The 21,054-nt window shown below is 38.9% G+C and carries 16 protein-coding genes and 1 pseudogene; 4 read left to right on the plus strand and 13 right to left on the minus strand.

What is annotated here, in order from left to right:
• Positions 1–19 precede the first annotated feature (19 nt).
• On the plus strand, positions 20–559 hold the full coding sequence (locus A5867_RS00200; RefSeq protein ID WP_087626649.1) for a DUF1697 domain-containing protein: 540 nt from the start codon (positions 20–22) through the stop codon (positions 557–559).
• A 432-nt stretch (positions 560–991) separates the two neighbouring features.
• On the opposite strand, the gene A5867_RS00205 is transcribed toward A5867_RS00200, so the two are convergent.
• The 7 genes from A5867_RS00205 to A5867_RS00235 all read right to left on the minus strand — a co-directional run bounded on the left by A5867_RS00205 (position 992) and on the right by A5867_RS00235 (position 10,162).
• Positions 992–1,861 (minus strand): ROK family protein, encoded by an 870-nt coding sequence (locus A5867_RS00205; protein ID WP_061053450.1) that lies wholly within the window; start codon positions 1,859–1,861, stop codon positions 992–994.
• A 51-nt stretch (positions 1,862–1,912) separates the two neighbouring features.
• The gene (locus A5867_RS00210) at positions 1,913–2,905 is read right to left on the minus strand and encodes a LacI family DNA-binding transcriptional regulator (RefSeq protein WP_087626650.1); all 993 of its coding nucleotides are present in this window, start codon (positions 2,903–2,905) and stop codon (positions 1,913–1,915) included.
• 176 nt (positions 2,906–3,081) lie between these two features.
• A complete protein-coding gene (locus A5867_RS00215; protein ID WP_087626651.1) occupies positions 3,082–4,566 on the minus strand; it encodes a glycoside hydrolase family 32 protein in 1,485 nt (494 codons plus the stop codon).
• Positions 4,567–6,174, minus strand: a complete 1,608-nt coding sequence (locus A5867_RS00220) for an ABC transporter substrate-binding protein (RefSeq protein ID WP_077454161.1) — start codon at positions 6,172–6,174, stop codon at positions 4,567–4,569.
• Positions 6,175–6,222: 48 nt separating this feature from the next.
• Positions 6,223–7,107, minus strand: coding sequence for a carbohydrate ABC transporter permease (locus tag A5867_RS00225; protein ID WP_005230433.1), 885 nt, complete (start codon positions 7,105–7,107; stop codon positions 6,223–6,225).
• Between the two features lie 15 nt (positions 7,108–7,122).
• Positions 7,123–8,094, minus strand: coding sequence for an ABC transporter permease subunit (locus A5867_RS00230; protein ID WP_015510591.1), 972 nt, complete (start codon positions 8,092–8,094; stop codon positions 7,123–7,125).
• Positions 8,095–8,974: 880 nt separating this feature from the next.
• Complete coding sequence (locus tag A5867_RS00235; protein WP_087626652.1) at positions 8,975–10,162, minus strand: MFS transporter; 1,188 nt, start codon at positions 10,160–10,162, stop codon at positions 8,975–8,977.
• A 212-nt stretch (positions 10,163–10,374) separates the two neighbouring features.
• Between A5867_RS00235 and A5867_RS00240 the strand changes: the two genes are divergently transcribed.
• Positions 10,375–11,223: a helix-turn-helix transcriptional regulator gene (locus A5867_RS00240; RefSeq protein WP_249269997.1), complete on the plus strand. Its 849-nt coding sequence runs from the start codon at positions 10,375–10,377 to the stop codon at positions 11,221–11,223.
• 146 nt (positions 11,224–11,369) lie between these two features.
• On the opposite strand, the gene A5867_RS00245 is transcribed toward A5867_RS00240, so the two are convergent.
• Genes A5867_RS00245 through A5867_RS00260 form a run of 4 tightly spaced genes read right to left on the minus strand, consistent with a single transcriptional unit; the run spans position 11,370 to position 17,425 of the window.
• Positions 11,370–12,185: a carbohydrate ABC transporter permease gene (locus A5867_RS00245; RefSeq protein ID WP_087626654.1), complete on the minus strand. Its 816-nt coding sequence runs from the start codon at positions 12,183–12,185 to the stop codon at positions 11,370–11,372.
• On the minus strand, positions 12,182–13,063 hold the full coding sequence (locus A5867_RS00250) for a sugar ABC transporter permease (RefSeq protein ID WP_087626655.1): 882 nt from the start codon (positions 13,061–13,063) through the stop codon (positions 12,182–12,184). The genes A5867_RS00245 and A5867_RS00250 overlap by 4 nt, the downstream gene beginning before the upstream one ends.
• Before the next feature lie 22 nt (positions 13,064–13,085).
• Positions 13,086–14,381: an ABC transporter substrate-binding protein gene (locus tag A5867_RS00255; protein ID WP_087626656.1), complete on the minus strand. Its 1,296-nt coding sequence runs from the start codon at positions 14,379–14,381 to the stop codon at positions 13,086–13,088.
• 2 nt (positions 14,382–14,383) lie between these two features.
• Complete coding sequence (locus A5867_RS00260; protein WP_087626657.1) at positions 14,384–17,425, minus strand: glycoside hydrolase family 2 TIM barrel-domain containing protein; 3,042 nt, start codon at positions 17,423–17,425, stop codon at positions 14,384–14,386.
• Positions 17,426–17,678: 253 nt separating this feature from the next.
• Between A5867_RS00260 and A5867_RS00265 the strand changes: the two genes are divergently transcribed.
• Together A5867_RS00265 and A5867_RS00270 are read left to right on the plus strand one after the other, a co-directional pair.
• Positions 17,679–17,897 carry a helix-turn-helix transcriptional regulator gene (locus tag A5867_RS00265; protein ID WP_015510596.1) on the plus strand — a complete coding sequence of 73 codons (219 nt, stop codon included), beginning with the start codon at positions 17,679–17,681 and terminating at the stop codon, positions 17,895–17,897.
• 77 nt (positions 17,898–17,974) lie between these two features.
• Complete coding sequence (locus A5867_RS00270) at positions 17,975–18,199, plus strand: helix-turn-helix transcriptional regulator (RefSeq protein ID WP_087626658.1); 225 nt, start codon at positions 17,975–17,977, stop codon at positions 18,197–18,199.
• A 499-nt stretch (positions 18,200–18,698) separates the two neighbouring features.
• Here the strand turns inward: A5867_RS00270 and tnpA are convergent.
• Positions 18,699–18,893: pseudogene (gene tnpA, locus A5867_RS00275) on the minus strand (IS200/IS605 family transposase); the annotation flags it as partial.
• Between the two features lie 384 nt (positions 18,894–19,277).
• Positions 19,278–20,948 (minus strand): AIPR family protein, encoded by a 1,671-nt coding sequence (locus A5867_RS00280; protein ID WP_087626659.1) that lies wholly within the window; start codon positions 20,946–20,948, stop codon positions 19,278–19,280.
• Positions 20,949–21,054 lie beyond the last annotated feature (106 nt).

Raw genomic sequence — 21,054 nt, forward strand, 5'->3', positions numbered from 1 at the left:
TTTAAAGGAGGGTCTAGCCATGCAACGATACATCGCTTTATTAAGAGGCATCAATGTCGGTGGGAATAACAAAATTTCTATGAAAGAATTGAAAGCCGGTTTTGAAGAACTGGGGTTTAGAGATGTGGTCACTTATTTGAATAGCGGCAATGTGATTTTTTCTAGCGAAGATGATGATCCACAAGCCCTTGCCGAAATGATTAAAGCAATGATCAAACGGTACTTTTCCTTTGATATCGCTATTTATATCATTCGCCAAACAGATCTGCAGGAACGCTTGGCCCATAGACCTGACTGGTCAGGAACGGAAGATAAAACCATCTATGACAACCTGATCTTTTTGATGCCTTCACTGACCTACGAGGTGTTATCTGAAAAACTCGGGGCTCCAAATGTCGACCTTGAACAGGTTTTCTCTTACAAAGACGTCGTTTTCTGGTCCTACATCCGCAAAGACTATCAAAAAACCAATTGGTGGAAAAAAACAGCCAGCACCAGCGTCGGTAAACAGATTACGATTCGGACTATCAATACCGTACGGAAGATTGCGGAGCTGTGAGGAATAGCAAGCCTTCTAATAATTATAAAACCCGTCAGGCAGACTCTTCTGACGGGTTTCTTATAACATTCTAATGTCTCATTAGTTCTCGTTACTACTATTCGTGACGCGCTTTAACTGACGTTAAGTTTCTACGCAATCATCCCAACTAGAAGCAATAAACTACCGAGAAGAATAATAGATTTTCACATCGTGTATTTCTATACTGAATATCTATGATAAAACAAAACCCAAGCATTAAGAAGCAATTTGAGGCAACTAGACAATAGTATAGAACGAAAGAAAAAATTCTTATTTGCGACATTCGATTACGCAAAAAATATATATGAACATCTATTATTAGCCATCCTTTTTACTAGCTCTCATTTTAGTTAACCTTTTTATCTATCCTAACTGCTATAAAAACTCTCTCACACGTTCTTTAACATGCTGCTATTGTTCCAACTTCTTTATTGCTAAAGCTAAGCAGCCGATCAAACCTGCATCGTCAGCAAGCATTGGAGTTAGTAGGTATTCTTCAAGAGCAGGGGTATCCACATAGGAACCCATTTTTTCTTTAAACGCTTGGCGAATCAACTCGAGTAGTTGCGGCTGTTTCATTACACCCCCACCTAAAATTATTACTTCCGGTGCATATAGTAAAGTTGTGTTATACACACACTGAGCAAGATAATCTGCCTCAATCGCCCAATAAGGATGATCAAATGAAATGGTCTGGGCTTTTCTTCCAAAGCGTTTTTCAATCGCGGGGCCTGAGGCTAACCCTTCCAAACAATCATGATGAAAAGGACAGATTCCTTCAAATTGATCTTCATTATGACGTTGTAAGAGCATATGTCCCATTTCAGGATGACTGAAACCTGTGACTATTTTTCCATCGACTACAGCACCACCACCAACACCAGTACCAACGGTGTAATAAAGAACACTATTTTTACCTTTTCCATACCCTGCCATATATTCTCCATAACAAGCAGCATTTACATCGGTAGTCCAATAGATGGGAACCGACAAGGCGTTTTCCAAAGCTCCTACAAAATGATAATTTTGCCAAGCTACCTTCGGAGTGTTGGTGATATATCCGTAAGTTCTTGATTCGATTTGAATATCAATTGGCCCAAATGCTCCTACACCAATTGATGCGATATTTCCTTTGTACTTATCAAAGAAATCAAACACTTGCTTCATCGTTTCTTCTGGTGTTGTGGTAGGAAAACTTTTCCGTTCTATCACTTGTAATTGTTCATTACCAATCCCACAGACAAACTTTGTTCCACCAGCTTCTATTCCACCATATAACATTTTATCTACACCTTTCATTCACTCATTTTCAAAAAAAGAAACGTATTTGCACTAAGCAAAATCGTTTCTCACTAAAGGTTTCGTTGTGCCACCTTCGCCAAATTCAATCGGCAATACGGTACGTTTTTCTACTGTCTCTCCATTAATGACAGCAATTAATTTTGCCACTGCCACTTCCGCCATTTGCTTTGTAGGTTGGGCAATTGTTGATACGAGATAAGGGTCTCCTTCTGTCATCTTTTGACCATCAAATCCGATAACTTGGACATCCTCTGGTACGTTTTTCCCTATTTTTTCAAGCATACCAATGACAGCTAATGCCATCGGATCGTTGATCGTAAAAATCCCATCGATATCGGGATTCTCTAACAAAAAATTTGTTACACGTTCTGAGAGATGGTCTAAAGGTTCTAACATATCTAACGCTTTATAGGAAATCCCCAGTTGACGGCACTCGATCTCAAAATATTTTCGACGACTCTTCGTTTCATTCGGTGTTTCTTGGTACCCACCGATATATGCTACATTCTGACATCCTCGGCGATAAAGTTCATTTGCAGCCAAACGTCCACCGGCCGCATTGTCAGCGGTCACATAAATCACCTCTTCAGTGAAATAACGGTCAATACTAACAAAAGGCAGATTACTCGAAATGTATTCATCGATATCTGAATAAGTAATTCCAATGATGCCGTCTACTTTATTTTGGCTGACCATCTGGATATATTCTTGTTCTTTTTCACTATTCCCACTGGAGTTACACAAATAAAGCTTGTAGTTTTGTCTTTCTAATGCTGTTTCTACATGGTAGGCAAATTCGCCAAAAAATGGATGCCATACAGTGGGTAGAATCAAAGCAACCGTATTCGTATGCTTCATCTTTAACCCCCGGGCATAAAAATCTGGTTGATATTTTAACTCTGTCATTGCTGCTTCAACTTTTTCTCTAGTAGAAGCTTTAACAGAGCCGTTATTCAATACCCGGGAAACAGTTCCTACTCCGACACCTGCTAATTTTGCGACATCTTTCATTGTTGCTTTCATAGTTGATCCCTCACATTTCTGCACAAGTTTAGTATAATGAATTTTGTCATAAATTACTAATTTTTTCAAAATACTAATAGCAAAGTCATGGGAAATCTAGCTATCTGTTCTTTTCTAAAAATATTATCCTTCAAAACCTATTAAATAATTGATACACCGCCTAAGCAATCAAACATTTATTTCACACTCGCTGTTTCAAAAGCTTGAATACGACTTTCTCCAATCGAATGAAACAAGATATCTCGAGCTTTTTCCAGCTCATAGAAAGTAGCCGTCATAACTTCTAAACCATTAATAAAGACTTCAACTGATGAGGTATCTCTAAAAATCTCAAGAACGAGCTGATTATCAATCAAAGGTACTTCAACTTTTCGGACATTCAGAGATTCTTCTTCCGCCCCTGTAAGCTCTCTTCCTAGTTTCTGACGATCCAATTCAAAAACCTGTTTAGCAGTGTCATAAGTTAGTTTGAGACAATCCGTCTTAGACCGCAGTAATTCAATTGTAAAAACTTCTGCTTTCTCCAAATCTGCGACTAGATGTAAATATGAAGAATCCGACAGTGCGTTTCGAAATACGACTGATGTGTCAGTCACTGCGATATTTTCACTGCCTTGTTGATAAACTAAATGACTATATACAGTTGAGATGGGTTTTTGTACCAATCGATTTTTTTTCACTCTTAACTCTCGGGGCAAACTCATAGAGCCTGCCCAAAGATGGCCTAACTCATGTGTAGGCAATGTACGATCCCACATCTGCATCCAAGCAATCATCACCCGTCCACCATTAGGATCTGTTGTTGTTTGTGGTGCATAAAAATCCATTCCAAAATCCATTTCATGGAAATTATCAACTATCATCTGACCTGTTTCCCAGTTTACCTCACCAATACAAGCCATGGTAGAACTGATATTATGATATTCCAGTCCGTTCTTCTTGATTTGTATCGGAGACATGATTAAGACATCTCGTCCGTCTAAATGGAATAAATCAGGACATTCCCACATTATTCCTTGCTCTGAAGTCCCTTCTAGCAACACAGAGTAAAAGTGCCAAGTATACAAATCTGACGATTGAAACATCACTATTCTACCAGTAGACTGTGTAGATTTAGTAGCTACTACCATATAGTAAGCATCGTTGTGAACAATTACTTTAGGATCACGAAATTCTTGTATCAGCCCATTTTCACCTAGCTGTTTTTCTGCTACCACAGGATTACCATTGTATTTGCTAAAATGAATACCATCTTCAGAGACCGCCAAACATTGATGCTGATGGCTAATACCATCAATTTCTTGACAGCCTGTATAAAATAAATATAGTTTTCCGTCTCTTTCAATTGCACTTCCTGAGAAACACCCGCCGCTGTCATAAGGTTGATCTGGGGCTAACGCTACTGGTAGATCTTCCCAATGGACCAAATCACTACTGCGCGCATGTCCCCAATGCATGGGCCCCCATCGACTATCGTAAGGATAGTATTGATAGAAGAGATGGTAATGCCCTTTGTAATATATAAACCCATTGGGGTCATTTATCCACCCAATGGGTGCGGAAAAATGATAGTTTTGTCGATACTGAGGGTTAACTTTTCCTCGCATCATTTCAATAAATCGATTTGCTTTATCCAAAATCGCCGTTTCTTCTACTAACACTTATTGTGCTCCCTTCAAAAAATTATCATAGCCAGTTTGCTTTATTTGAATCCATTCTTCCAAACCTACACGTTCCAATTCAGCAAGGTATTCTTCCCATTCTTCATCGATTTTACCGCCGGTGATCCACTCTGCTCTTTTGCGATAGATGTAATCCCACATATCTGTTTCAATTTTTGCTAATCGGTCTGTATCTTCTTTTTCTAAAAAGACACGTGGATAGATATTGTCTTCCGTAATATATGGCAAATACGTATCATGCATTAAATCTAAACGCCACTTCGCATCATCTGGCATAGTAGTGACTGTGCCGTAATAAGAATCAAGAACTGCTAATGGTCCTCCAGCTTCGGTTTTTTGTCTTAGTTCCCCCGGTGCTGTCCCCTCTAAAGGCAAATGTTTTAACATACCATCCTTTAATTCAAAAATATTGGCCTGTGCTTCATCACCGTAGGTTCCCCAGTTATTTTGGACAGACTGTAACGGTTCATACATTTTATCTATCCATCTAGCTGTAAGTTCCAAGTTTTTATTCGCACTAGTAATTACGAAACGATCTCTTGAGAAACCCATGCCATTCGTACGAGTAACGTGTTTCGTTCCATCTGGTCCCGCTAAGACTGGCAAGACGTCATAACTATCATCTGCACCCGTGATATTTGCTTTATCCCAAGTAAAATACACGCCATACTTATGTTCTTTTCCTTTGGCAACATACGTATTCCAATCTTGTTCGAAAGCCTCTTTATCAATAAGACCTTTATTATTCATTTCATTGAAATATTTGATGGCTTCTTTATACCCTTCTTTGTTAGCAGTAAATTGTACCTGGCCATCGTTATCAACGACTAAGTGGTCATCATTATCACCTAGACCGAATGCCCCCATTAAAAATTTTAAGTCTTCATTTCCTCCATTGTTAATAAAGCTAAAAGGAATTTCATCTGCTTCACCATTACCATTTGGATCTTGCGTCTTGAAAGCCTCCAACACAGTCATCAACTGATCAGTGGTTTGCGGCATTTCAAGACCCAAATTATCCAACCACTCCTTGTTGATCCAAGCCATCCCATTTACTGTATGAATCGACTCTTTTCCTTCGCCTAATTCTTCAATCCAAGGCATAGAGTAAATGTGACCATCAGGTGCAGTAGACATTTGTCGGTATTCGGGGTTTTCATCAAAAATTTTCTTCAGATTTGGCATATAATCTTCGATCAAATCTTCAATCGGTACAATAACGCCACTTTCCGCCCAGTTTAATAAATCATAGTCACCTGCAGCGGCGTTGAAGATGGCATCTGGTAAATCCCCACTAGCGATATCCAAATTTCTTTTTTCGGCAAAATCACTACTGTAGTTTGTCCAATCAATATGGAGATTGGTCTCTTCTTCTAACCGTTGGAAAATCAATTTGTCATTAGGATCATTGGGAGCCAAAGGGGCACTTTGAGACATCATTTTTAAAGATACTTTTTCTTTCAATGGAAAAGAGACATTTTCTAGTTCATAATCAGGGCTTGATGTACTCTTTTCTTTTGAGCCTCCACAAGCCCCCAAAATTAGTACGGAAGTAAAAACGATTGGCAGCATCCATTTTGCTTTCATCTTAAAATCTCCTTTATAATTTTTATTCATACAAATAGTGAACAATACTTATCCTTTAACAGAACCAACTAAAACACCTTTATCAAAATATTTTTGGAAGAAAGGATACATTATGATTAATGGCAAACTAGAAATGACGATCGTTGCGTATTTGATCAACTCAGCAATTTGTTTCATTTCTGCCATGGCTGTATTGGCTCCCACCATGTCTTGTGAGGGTTGGTTTTGGATCAAAATATTTCTTAATACGAGTTGCAACGGCTGTAAGTCGGGATCTTTGATGTAAATCATGGCATCAAAATATGAGTTCCATTGCCCAACAAAGGCATATAAAAACAATACGAACATAATTGGTTTAGCTAATGGAAGCATGACTTTGAACAGTATTTGCAAGTCATTGGCGCCATCGATAGTAGCAGCTTCAGAAAGTTCTTTTGGCAAAGCACTAAAATAGGTCCGGGCTAAGATAATATTCCACACATTTATAGCACCTGGTACGATAATCGCCCATACACTATCTAACATGCCCAAGTTCTTTACCAATAAATAGGTAGGTATCAAGCCGCCACCCACGAACATTGTAATGACAAAAAAAGTCATAATAATCTTTTTCCCCGCCAAGTTAGGTCGAGACAAAGGATACGCAGTGATCATCGTAATAAATACAGTCAATAAGCTGAAGCTAAAAGAGTAAAACAACGAATTTACAAAACCGCGTAAAATGGAATCATCTGCAAATACCCGTTGATATCCTTGTATTGTCCAATCTTTCGGATTGAAGCTTATACCTTTATTGATCAAAGTAGCTGGGTCCATAAAAGAAGCTACCAGTACATAAATCAGCGGAACAATGGTGATGACGACTAAAAAAGTTACAATCACTCGATTCAACCATAAGATTTGACGGTCGATTTTTGATAAAGCACTATTCATAATTTTCTCCTTTCATTACAAGCCTTGACCATCGTTTAGCCGCTTGGTTATATTGTTGACAATCAGTAATAAAACGACATTAATAATCATATTGAACAGACCAACAGCAGCAGAGTAGGCATAATCACCTGATTGCAAGCCGACTTTGTATACATAAGTGGAAATGATTTCTGAGGCAGGGATGTTCATTGAAGTTTGCATCAAGTAGGCTTTTTCATATCCTACATTCATAATACCGCCGGCGGCCAAGATGAAGCTGATCACCATCACAGGCCTCAATGCAGGCAAATCGATATGCCAAATCTTTTGTAAAATATTTGCCCCATCGATATTTGCTGCCTCATATAAATCGGTACTGACTCCCGCCAGCGTCGCGGTGTAAAGAATGGATGACCAGCCGATTCCTTGCCAAATTCCAGATAAAATATAAATCGTTCTGAAATAAGCTGGATTAGACATGAACATAATTGGTTGCCCCGTAACCTTTTCTACTAACCCATTAATAGGTCCATTTGCGGATAGGAACAAAAACAGCATCCCCACGATAATAACTACTGAGATAAAATTCGGCGCATATAGAATCAACTGGATTTTCTGTTTTATTTTTTTATTGATAATTTGATTCAAGCTCAGTGCTAAAATAATTGGTGGAAAAAAACCTAACAATAAACCATAAATGCTAATTTTTAATGTGTTGCTCAGCAAAAGCGTAAAATTTGGTGAACTGATAAATTCCCTAAAGTGATCTAGTCCTACCCAAGGACTTTCCAAAATTCCTAGCATAGGATTATAGTCTTTAAATGCAATCACAGCACCGTACATTGGCACATACTTAAAGATAAACGTCATGATGATACCTGGTAAGAGCAACAAGTACATCCACTTATCACGCCGCAACTGTTTCTTTAATTTTTCCCACTTCGAGATATTTTTTTTATCCCGTTGTACCGCCCTTATCTCACCACCTGGTCCCAATGTCTTTTCCAATTCAATCTCCTCCCAATACGTTTTAGAAACGTTTCCATTTTCGTATAAAAAAATAAAAATTTAACGAAGATGCATTTTGGAAACGTTCCCACTATTTTCGTTTATAGATTACCATAGCCATTTTTTTAAGTCAATATTTTTTTGTAATTATTCTTTCACCCACACTAAGCTTCCTTCAATTCATTTATGGTTTTCGAAAATTGTTAAAAAATAAGGATCTCGATTATTTCATTAATCCTATTTTTCTCTACTTTTCTAGCATTCTTCTTTTATGAGTTTACTTATCACAACTCGCATCCTCTAATCTCTTTTCTACCAATCATTCACTATTTAACCGTTCCAATCGGAAGATTATCTGGTTAATTATTTAAAAATAGCTCGGATTCACATTTATTTTTTGCTTTTTAACTAACTAAAAGCGAAAAGATAAGAGTTAGATATGTAAATGTATATAAGGTTAGGAGCTGTTAGATGAGCTTTTTAGGGGAATCTTGGAAAACTAAAGATATTCAAAAAATTGTGAATTTACTCCAAATCAATACAAAGCTTTTCTTTCAAGTAATCAAGTTTTCTATAAAGACGCTTGCGCTTTCCTCCTATAGCAGCCCCATACTTAGTCAATCTCAATATTCAGCCACATAATACTTTTGCATATGAATAATCTGTGATTAGCTACCGATCAAATCTACAATAATCATTGTATTCTCGATGTAAGAACGTTTAGATCACCACACAAAAAGCTAGTCAGGGACTGTTCCTAACTAGCTGTAACTGCTTTTTCATCTTCCTATGCCATTATCAAAGTAAACTATTAAAGCTAGTTTCATCTTATAAAAACCTCGTATAAAAGAGTTTCTCTTGACTACTATCTCTCTTACTTTTAACTAACTTTAAGCTTCCTTGCAATCAGCCCCACTAGAAGCAATAAACTGCCGGAAAGAACAAACACCCACCGTACATCGAAAACATCTGCCACCTGTCCCATCAATAAGGCGAATAAAGCAAAAACAGCGGAATTCAAGATTCCTGAGGCAGCGTAGATGGCAACCAATCGATCGGCTGCTACTTTTTGTTGGATTAATGAGGCTTGTGGGATATTTTTGATCTGGGAAAAGAGCCCGATTAAAACGGATAATCCTAGAATCAAAAAGCGATCGCCTGATAGGGCAACGGCAACAGTGATCAGTCCGCCTAAGACAGCACCCATTACAATCGCTGTTCGTTTGTTTTTATCAAACCGCTCGGAAAATCGCATCACCAACGCACTTCCTAGCAACGCGCCAACAAAATAAGTGGCGTTGATATAGCCCCACCAAGCATCAGGTGTCTGCATCACTTCTCGAACGAATACTAACACAATTGCGGACACCCAGGCTGTATTGGCGATACTTTCCAGCATGTCCATGCCAACGATTACCCGAACAAGAGGATCTTTCATAATCCAGCGCCAACCAATAAACAACTGGTGTGCTAACGGCTGCTTTTCGTTTTTTTCTCGAGTCGTTCTAGGCAAAAACGCTAATACTATCGAGGCACTTAGAAACAGAAAGCTGTCTAATAAAACCAACTGATGAACAGAAAATACCAGCAGCAAGGAGGTTCCGATCGCCCAACTGCCGATGTTGACTGTTTGAAGCATCGAATTGAAGATTCCATTGGCTTTGACGAGTCGATGCTTTTCCACATATTTTGGGATCAAGGCACGGCTAATTGGTTCTGAACAGCCGTCCAAAAACGAAATCAATGCGACAAGGCAATATAAAACCAATAGATTCATCGTTTCAGCTTTCAAATAGAGATACGCGGTCATAAAAAAGAGCACGGCTGTTTTGCACATCTGGCTGACCTTCAGCACTTGTTCTAAGCGAAAATAACTCGTGATGACCGGTGAGAGGAAGCCGGAAATGACACCGCCTCCTGTTACTAGTACCGGGACCAGCGCCGCTGCCAAAGCAGAGTCTGTCCAGCTAAAAATAGAACTGATAATTGCCACAATATAAATGGTATCCCCGACATTCGCCACTGTTTGGCCAATGATCAATTGGGTAAATCCCTGATTCCTCTTCATTTGTTTTCCACCTTTACTTAGAAATAACGATTGCTCGTTTTTCTAGTTATTGATCGCCATTTGCTAAGTAAAGGATTTTATTTTGTCTGATTCATTTTTGTTCGTGCCTCCTCTATCTGGTGTTGCCTAGCTGTCTAATAGTTCTACTATACCAGATTGACGGGCAAAATTATCTTATGTACACTATAATCACATTGCTTAAGGAGGCGCCTATGAATAATTTAGGAACCACATATCGTAAAATCAGAAAAAGCCGCGGCATCACGCAAGCGCAAGTTTGTAAAGACCTGCTTTCAAGAACCACCTTGTCTAAATTTGAAAATGAAAAATTAACGCCTTCCGTTACCCTTTTTATCGCACTTTTAGCGCGAATCGATTGCGGTTTTGATAAATTTTTTTACATCGCCCAAGGATACCGTTTAAATGAAAAACAACAAATCTTGCATCAATTTTTCTCTTTGTTTTCCAACCAGGATCTAAAAGCATTGCTTGCTTTGAAAGAGCAATGTTTACTTTCCCAAAAAACATCCGTCAGTAAAACCATTGACTTATTGTTGTATGTAATCGACTCTCTCACAGCGCTCTCAACGAATGCAGAAAAAGAAATTCCTTGCCTGCCCAAAGTTCTTTTGACGGTTCCCTGGGATACGCTTCAAGCTTATTCCGACTGGACCCTTGATGATATCAAATTGATCAATTGTCTTTTATACCACTTTCCAGTTGAAACCGCCCACGTCATTGCCAAACAATTGATCCATCAGCTAAAAAAATACGAAGCACTAGAAAATACTGTGCCTTTACAGTGTGCGATTCATTTGAATGTCGCCTTGCTTTATCTGCAAGAACAGCAACACCCAGAGGCGAAAGAAGCCGCGGATCAAGCCCTGCTATTGGCAAAAAAGAGCAAGCGCTATGATTACTGTTCGTTAGCCACTGCTCGAAAAAGTTTTGCGATCGGAGATACGGATTTATTTGCCCAAGCAAGACAGATGGCGTCGTTGTTTGAGGATAACTGGACTTGTGAATTGATTGAGAAGGAAGGACGACAGTTTTTAAGTTGATGGCAGGTTGATTGGAGAATTACAATGCTTATAGCGGATATAGTTAGAAATAATCAGATATAAATCAGAATGACTCAATAACAAAAGACAGATGACTATCTCAATTAGTCGTCTGTCTTTTATTCTTCCTATCTTTCTAAACGTCCCTACTTCACCGATCCCAACATCCCAGCCACAAAATACTTTTGCAGCGAGAAGAAGACCACCATTGTTGGCAGGGTTGCGATCACGATTGCTAGCATCATTAAGCCATAATCTGGATTATTGGCGGCACCGATGGCAGAAATCATCAGAGGGAAGGTTTGCTTTTCTGGTGATTGAAGGGTGATCAACGGCCATAGGTAGCTGTTCCAACTATTGATGAAGGTAATGATGGCAGCGGCCGCATAAGTTGTTTTCATGGTTGGCATGTATATTCGGAAAAACAAGCCTAGTTCCGACAGGCCATCCATTCGCCCAGCTTCAAGCAGTGACTTGGAAAACATTTTTGTGTTTTGTCTGAAAAAGAAAATCAGAAATGCGGTCGATAGTGTTGGCAAAATGACTGAAGCTACTGTATCGAGCCCAATAAAAGGAATCGTTACTGAAAAGCTGCCGAACATTCGAAACAGCGGAATCATGGTGGCGGCAAAAGGCAACATCATCGACAAGAGCAAAATATTAAAAAGCATATTTTTTAATCGGCTTTGATAGATCTCAAATCCGTAGCCGGCCAACGAAGCGATCGTCACGGATAAAATCGTCTGTAACAACGCAATTCTTGCACTATTAAAGAATACTTGTTTCAAGTCATAGGTTGCGACTAGGTTACGCCAGTTTTCTAGCAAATGGGTACTTGGCAATAGTTTGCCTTGCATGATATTTACGGTAGGATTGGTGATACTCACTAACATGAAATAAAAGGGAAAGGCAAACAGAATGGTAAAAACACCCAAAAATACATATGTGCCTACTTTTTTCATTTGTCCTCTCCTCCGATCTTAAATTGGATCATGGAAAAGAAGATGACCATGACGACAATGGCATAAGAAACTGCAGAGGCGTAGCCAAAATCTGGTGTATAGCGAAAGGAGAGATTATAAATATATTGGGAAATCGTCGATGTGGCGTTTCCTGGTCCACCTTGGGTCAAGTTCATCGGTTCATCAAATAACTGTAGTGTCCCAATCGTTGACGTCACAGCTGAAAACAAAATGACTGGCTTCAGCAAAGGGACGGTGATTTTAAAAAATTGTTTGGTCGGAGAAGCGCCATCGATTCTAGCAGCTTCATAAATTGCTGGGTCAATGTTTTGCAAAGCCGATAGAAAGAAAATCATATTGTAGCCGGTCCAGCGCCAAGTGATGGCTAAAATGATAATGACTTTTGACCAAAAGGGACTAGAGAAAAAGGCGATCGGCTCAGAGACAATCGACAGTCTCACTAAAAGGGCGTTCACCACGCCATTTGTTGCAAACAGTGATTTAAAGACCATGGAGTATGCGACTAATGAAGTCACTGCTGGCAAAAAAATGATCGTCCGAAACAGGCCTTTTAGCTTTAGGGTTTTCTGATTGAGCTGGACGGAAAAGAACATGGCCAACAAGACCATGACAGGCACTTGAAAGCCCAAAAAGATCAAAGTATTTTTCGTGGCTGTCAAAAAGGTTTGATCCGAAAACAGCCGCCGATAATTCGCTAGTCCGCTAAAGGTCAGCCCGGTGCCGCTTCCTGATTGCAAGGATAATAGAAACGCTTGGATCATTGGATAAAAAGAGAAAAAGAAGATTAAGAGTGTCGGGATAGCAATAAATAGCCACCCCGTGATCACTCCTTTTTTATAAAATAATTTATTTTTCATCGTACATGCCCCTCAGTCCGTGTTAATTCAATTGATTGTCAGCAATCATTTGCGTATTTTTTAAGACTTCGTCCAAATCTGCTCCATTGACATAGTCCAAAAAGCCTTGATTCATGATGTCTTCCAACGCATAAGTGTTTTTCCCAAAGTTTACTGAAGGAATTTCATTTGCCCAGTTCATGAAATCTTGATAGATAGCCTGATCGTCGAAGAAGGGATCTGGTGCATGATACGCATCTCCTTGTGAAGCGGGAACGTAAGAACCGATTGCTCCGACGGTTTGAATCAGCTCTTCGTAAAAGGCGATATTTTTGCCGAATACGTCAGCAATATAGCTCAGGGCTTCTTCTTTCCCATCGATATCTAATACATAAATTGACGAACCTCCGAGATTGGTCGCATTGACAGAACCTTCGATCGATTCTTGCTTTGGTACTGGAACGACTGCCCAATCGCCACTTTGGCTTTCTTCTGCTTTCACCGATGGCGTGATCCAGTTTCCTTGTAAAACGCCCGCTACTTCGCCGCTGTTAAAACCTGCTAGCATTTGGTCCCAGCCATTGTGCGTTGTCATTACTCCTGAATCAAGCAGCATTTTCAAATCTTCAAGCCCTTGTTTCAAAGAAGGATTGCCGTCAATAAAAGGCGTTTCACCATCCTCTGCGGTATACCAATAACCACTGGAATGCATCATCATTCGCAAATGTCCTAGATCATTCATATCGATGGACAACAATGGTTTGCCAGTTGCTTCTTTCACACGGATCCCCAATTCATTAAAGGTTTGCCAAGTGATATTGGTGAAATCTGACAGTTCCAAGCCCGCTTCTTCAATGATCGATTTTCGCAAGTAAACGCCCGCTACCCCTGAATCAAACGGCATCCCATACTGCTCGCCATCGATCGAAGATACCTCGATTTTGTAATCCATAAAGTCGTCAACATTTATATACTCAGTCAATGGAACGAAATACTCTGGAAAAACTTCTAAAAAATTACGAGCGCGAAAATCTTCAATCAAGACGATATTAGGCAATCCTTGGGTACTGCCTGAACTAAAGATGGTATTCATTTTTTGTACGCTGTCTTGTTGGGAAATCTCAGTGACATTGATTTTGAAATCAGGATTTTCTTCTTGATGGTATGATTCCGCCAACTCAAAGGCTGCGATATTGAATTTTGGGTCCCACGCCCAAATGGTGATTTCCTCTGCGCCGTTTTGATCGCCCCCCTCACGCTCTGGCGTATCGTTGCCATTCCCACAAGCAGCTAAGCCTCCTAGTCCTATCATTGCCATACATAAAGCTATTTTTTTCATTGTCATGCTCCTTCCACTTTTTTTTGATAGTTCATCTGAAAATCAAAGGCAAAGGCCTGATTTTGCAATAAATACTTCGGTAAAATACCGGGACCGCAACTGGCACTTCCTAGTCCTTGCACCCCATAGTCAATGTTGACGGCAACTGCGTCGCTGGTTTCTAATTGATTGGTATGGGTCGCTTGTTCCAAATTGTTCAGGGTGTAGTGATGCACACTAAAATTCAGCGATTTTCCGGAAATAGTCAGTCCTGCTCCGGAAGGCTTAGACAAACGGAAGAATTTGGTCTTCATGCGGTTGCCATTTTCTTGCGGCCGCACATACGGCGTGTGCATTTCTGGAACGGTTCTTTCCCACCAATCGAAAAACCCGCTTTGGCAACTATCAGGATAGGTTTCATGCGGCCCAAGTCCCAGCCACTGAACATTCTGATGTTCTTTATCCATCATCAGCTGCACACCGATTCGCGGCAGGGTTTTCGGTCCGTTTCCAAACGGGGTTCCTTGGACTGCTACACGGATATCGCCTGCCAATGAAAGATGATACGTAAAGAACAATTCAATTCCCCAGTCGAGGGAAATAGGCATGCTGTTGCAGCGAATCTCGACTTTTATTTCATCAGGGCGCTGTTCATAGGTAAAGGCGAGCACACGCTCCTTTAAGTGGCGAATGCGAAACGCTTCCCATTCCTTGGCGATGCTTGCCGAACCAAACTCTTCACTGCCTAACAAGTCGTTGTCAGTCGGTGCCCGCCAAAAGTTCATTTCAAGCGGTTCAGTAAGCAAGGCTTGCCCTTCGATGAGCCACTGGCTCAAGGTACCTGTTTTCTTATGAAAAATATAGGTCTGCTCAGCCAAAGTAATCCTCAGTTCATCGACCGTTTCTGAATAGTGAAAGGCATCCGCTTTGGGTATTTGTACGCTTTTTATTGGTTGATCAATGATGGCTTGTTCCCAAGCAACTGCGTGTTCTAAAGAAAAATCTGGCGCACTTTCTTCAAAGAAAAACAGCGTGACCACTGCCTGTGCTCTTCCCGCTAAGCTCAGCGTAGCTTCTTCTGGCAGGGAAATGGTCGTTTCTTCCTGAGGTGGAAGGACGATTCTTGGCAGCTCTTGTAAGAAAATCACCTGATCGTCTTCCTTGATTTGCAGGACTGCCTGTAAAGACGCTAAATTTCGAAAGTCGAAACGGTTGGTGATGCGACATGTCTGTTCTGAGAGCTGGAAAGTGATTTTGACAGGCTGAATCACTTTCTTATACTCGAACAATGCTGGCGATGGCGTACGATCTGGAAATAGCAATCCATCAATCACAAAGTTGCCATCATGGATTTCTTCTGCAAAATCACCGCCATACTTGTAGTACGTTTCACCAGAAACGTGATCTATACTCTTGATGCCATGGTCGATCCACTCCCAAATAAAGCCGCCTTGCAACCGAGGATAGCGATAAAACAATTCCAGATATTCGCTCAATCCACCAGGGCCATTGCCCATCGCATGACCATATTCACATAAAATATGCGGTTGTGTTAGTGAACGTTCCCCTTGTTCTGCCATTTCGCCAACAGATGTATACATAGTCGAAATGACATCAGACGCTTGGCACGCTTGCCATTCTCCCAAGGCTTTCAAGTGCCGTGCTTCTCCTTCATAATGAACTAGACGACTGGGATCTAATTCCTTGATCAGCTGCGCCATCTTCAAATGGTTTTCCCCATAACCAGACTCATTTCCTAACGACCAAAAAATGATCGAAGGATGATTTCTATTTTTTTCGACCATTCTTTTTGCTCGATCTAAATACGTCGGCAACCATTCCTCACTACTACTCAGTTCGTTGATTCTTTGGGTGATATCCATCCCATGGGTTTCAATGTCTGCTTCGTCAATGACGTACAGCCCATAACGATCACACAGGTGATAAAACTTTGTGTCTGCTGGGTAATGAGAACACCGTACAGCATTGATATTGAATGCTTTCATCATCTGCACATCTTGTTCCATCGTCTCAACTGTCAGACTTCTACCAGACTCACAATGCCATTCATGGCGATTGACGCCCTTTAGCACCACCCGCTTTCCATTAATTTGGAAAATACCGTCAACTATGGAAATCTGTCTAAAGCCGACTAGAAACGGAATGACCTCCAACAGTTCCTCGCCTTGATACTGTTTCACCAACAGATGGTATAGGTACGGTTCTTCTGCGTTCCAAGGAATTATTTCTTCAATGGTTGCGGAAATCGTCCAATCCGCTTTTGCTCCTCCTAGTCTTTTCTCAGCTTTCTTTAAAACGGTTACATTTTCCTGATCCAGCAATTCGATTTCTATCGTTCGTTCTGACTGCTCTGGCGTTGCTGGTTGAAAGAAAAGCGAAACTTCCAAGATGCCATCTTTATATTGATTGCATAAATCTGCTTGGATCGTTACATTTTGGATCGACTGCGGCTTACGGGAAAACAAGTAGACTTCTCTAAAAATTCCGCCAAGCCACCACATATCTTGATCCTCGACATAGCTCATCGCACTCCATTGCTTCACCTTCACACTAAGCACATTTTTGCCCTTTTGAAGATATGGCGTGATGTCAAATTCCGATACCAAGCGACTGCCAGTGCTGTAGCCGACATACTGATCATTGACATGCACCTCAAACACCGATTCCACACCTTCAAAGTGAAGCACATGCTCAAGATCAATGTCCTCCACAATAAATGCTTTTCGATAAAAGGCGGTTGGGTTCTCCATCGCAACAAATGGCGGATCAATTGGAAAAGGATACTGGACATTCGTATAGATTGGTTTTCCATGCCCTTGAAACTGCCAATGAGCAGGTACCTCGATTTTTTGTTCATACACAACTTGACTTTCTGCCTCACCCAAATAAAAATCCCACAGACCATTTAATGACTGGTACCCAAAAGATGCCTGCGGATCCCCTTGCATAGCTGCTGCGACCGTTTCATAACTAAAAAAACTGGTTCTAGGTGACAAGCGGTTTTCATGTAGTATTGCTGGATTGAATATTTTTTCTTGGAACATAGCTTCCTCCTGATGTGTTTCGTCCTGTCTGTAACAACCAAGTGACTTCTCCTCTATATGGTCCTCTCTTTAAAGATGGCAATTACATAGAGATAAATTTGTTTCTGCTTTTCAAGTACTCCCTCCTTTCATTTCCTATGTAAGTTACTAAATATATTGATGTTTAACAGAAAATCCAAAACAATTATGCGTTTAACGCATAATATGCCGTAGCACAAAATTACTCACCTAAAATAAGGATGAGGTGATTTTTATGTATCATAGAATTCGTGACTTACGCGAAGATAAAGACTTGAATCAAGAACAACTTGCTAAACTACTGAATATCAGCCAAACAACTTACTCCCGCTATGAGTCAGGAAAATTAGACATTCCTACCCAATCTCTGATCAAACTTGCAGATTTTTATTCTACTAGCGTCGATTACTTGCTTAATTTAACAGACCATCAAAAGCCTTATCCTCGTAACTAACAACATAATATGCGCAAAACGCATAAAAGTCAATATGCGATAAGAGCATAATTTAGAATAGTATCGAGGTGACGTGAATGTTTCAACGAATCCGCGATATGCGGGAAGACAACGATTTAACCCAACACCAGATTGCTACTCTTTTAAATATTTCACAGTCAACGTATTCTCGGTATGAGAACGGTGAGTTAGAGATTCCTATTCAAACGTTGATAAAGTTAGCAAATTATTATAATACTAGTATTGATTATTTGGTAAATCTGACTGATGTAAGAACTTCTTATAAAGCCAGTAAGCATTGATACCACGATTTCATTGTAATCACACTTTTAAATCATTTTAAGAGATGAGTAGACGCTCACTAAGCCGGTTTCTTCTCTCCGATTTTCCGTTTATATTCATGACTGATATGTTTTTAGCTTAAAAGTGATAAACAGGAAGAACTCACTAAACGTTTGCTAATAAAGCAACAGATTAGTTAATATTATACTCTATGATACTAAGCATCAATAAAGAGGTGATTTTTGTGTATAAGGAAACAGTGTTAGTGATCCATATTCAAGAACTTGTGAAAAAACATAATATTTCTTTACGAGAGCTTTCTAAAGGATCAATATTGAATACATCAACTACTAAGTAAATACCCACCCGTGAAAACGGGTGACTTTTTAACAGACCTAGAAGGGCTCACCACACACTAGTCCTTAAAAAGGGGCTTTTTAATGATAACCAACCGCTCTCAGCCCTACCTTCCTTTAATTATTTAAATGGATCTACATACTCTTGTTTACTTATACTGAAAATACTATTTTTTGGCGGTATTCTTACTAACATATAAATGTGGTCAGGCATTGGATGAGCTTCAATGATTTCAACATCTTTCATCTCACACAATTTTCCTAATATCTGTCCGATACTCACACTTAACTTTCCATAAATCACTTTTCGTCGATACTTCGGTGCGAAGACTATGTGAACCCAGCAATTCCATCACATATGTGCTAAACATTTATCGTCATTAGGATTAAAAAAATTACTTTCGATCTGATATGCGGTTGGTGTCCGCTATTAGTATATTGAAAAGATATTTTCGATAAAGCTATCTCATCAACGCGTAGAAACGCTCCACAATCTAAATTGCTAAACGCCTGAAAATATCGATATAAAAAAATAATGTTTTGAAAACAGAACTTACTATCAATTAAGAACCTCCCTCCATAAGAATCCTTTCATATCAATAATTCAGCAACATTCATTTACATCAAAATCGATAAAAAAGGATTTTTATAGACAGTATTTGAACCATGATAGATGCTAGTTGAAACGACTATATAAAGCTTCCACCATGCTGCATTTTAAATAATTTATTTTTCCTACCACTTAATTCTGAGATTCTATACTTTCTACAACATGGTCTTTAAAACCTTTTTGTATCAATTTTCTTGCAGCACTTAATTCTTCTTCCCTTTTATATTCTAAAATAAAACGCTCGAGTGCTTCAATACATTCTTCTAAACTGTTTTCTAATCTAGTCGACAAAAAGATTACATACAAATATTTTTGGTGAAAACCCACAGTTTCACTTTTCTCATACATGTCTTCTATTTCGTAATATAAATTAATTAGATTTAAGACATTATCAAAATCTAAATTTTCTTCATCAAAAATATTATTATAATATTTTTCAAATAATGCATTCTTCTGATTTGTGGCTCTGTCTGGGAATCCCATATCGCTATAAATAATTTGCGCAACTTTGTCCATCGGTATACGCCTGTTGTATTCTTTTTCTTTCCCACCTGTGTCACCAGCTTTACGAACATATAAAATTCCATATGTTTCTAAATATGAACTTAATTGTATTTGAAAATTACTTATAGATTTTAAATCAATAGAAGATATTGCATTTTGACTATTCGTATATTCTGCAATATCATTAGTTAATTCTTTATCTGCTTCTGTTTGGAACAGTCTCACTAAGATTTCGGCATTCGCCAATTTTTCTTCATCAAATTGATTATTGCAAAACTCATATATACTTCTTAAAGTTTGACCACCATTGACAATTTGAAAACCTTTAATTTCACAGCCAAATTTTTTTCTACCATTTTGGTAACCAGCTTTAATATCTTTAACAGTAATAGTCATTCCATTATTAAACATAAAGAATTTGTTTGGATCATCCTTTATGGTTTTAATTATATTTCCATTGAATTTAGTGTTGCTTCCTAAATATCCTCTAACATTGTCAAACAACAAACTCATTTCTAAACTCTGGCCCTGAAGATGTTTATACTCTTCTGTAGGATTCATTCTCATTTTTTCATCGGAACAAGTTATTCTGATTAAGTCAGCCAAAGAAAGTTTTATTAAATATGATTTTAAAGTAGACAATGTATCCATCTCATAGGTCATGACCGATTCGCTATCAATAACAAATTTTGCATTTAAATCTTGTGGTAAATCAGAAATATAAGCGACTATTTCTTCAAGGGTTATTGACTGCACTTGCATTCCGTAGTTATCCTTGAATTGAATAACAGTAGGATCCTCCAATTCCAAGGGATGATTTTCATTAGACACCATATACAATTCTAATTTCCATTCTTCGTCAGACTCAAGTTTCTCTATTATCAATTCGACTTTCTGTTTAGTTAAATCAGTCATTCCATCAGGTATTCCATTTACAATCGGTAATAAAAACTTTGATACATCGACCATATCTCCTAATTTCAAACCAGAATTAATTTTAAAAGTATCTCTATATTTAAAATTGAATAGCTGAATAACTCTATCTTCCAAGTTCACATGAACCGCATCTACCCCTAAATCATTATTCTTCTCCTTAAAAACTACACTACTGAACTCGGTATCAATTACCATATTCTTTAACTCATCTATATCCTTAATACTGGTTACACATTCCAAAATCAATAAATAGAAACCAAATCTAGCACCATTTGTTTTTTTATTCGCATCATCCAAACCCAGATACTCTGAATATTTTTTTGCTCTTTGTTTAACATTTTTAAAATCATTGATATTTGCCATATTTACACTCCTTATTTTTTGTATACTTTAAATTTATGCCCATAACCTTTAAAATATCCCGAAAGTGCCGAAATTATTTGTCAGATTAATGAAAGATCAATCGTTT

Origin of the sequence: Enterococcus sp. 6D12_DIV0197, assembly GCF_002174385.1 — a bacterium.
Lineage (GTDB): Bacteria > Bacillota > Bacilli > Lactobacillales > Enterococcaceae > Enterococcus_D > Enterococcus_D casseliflavus.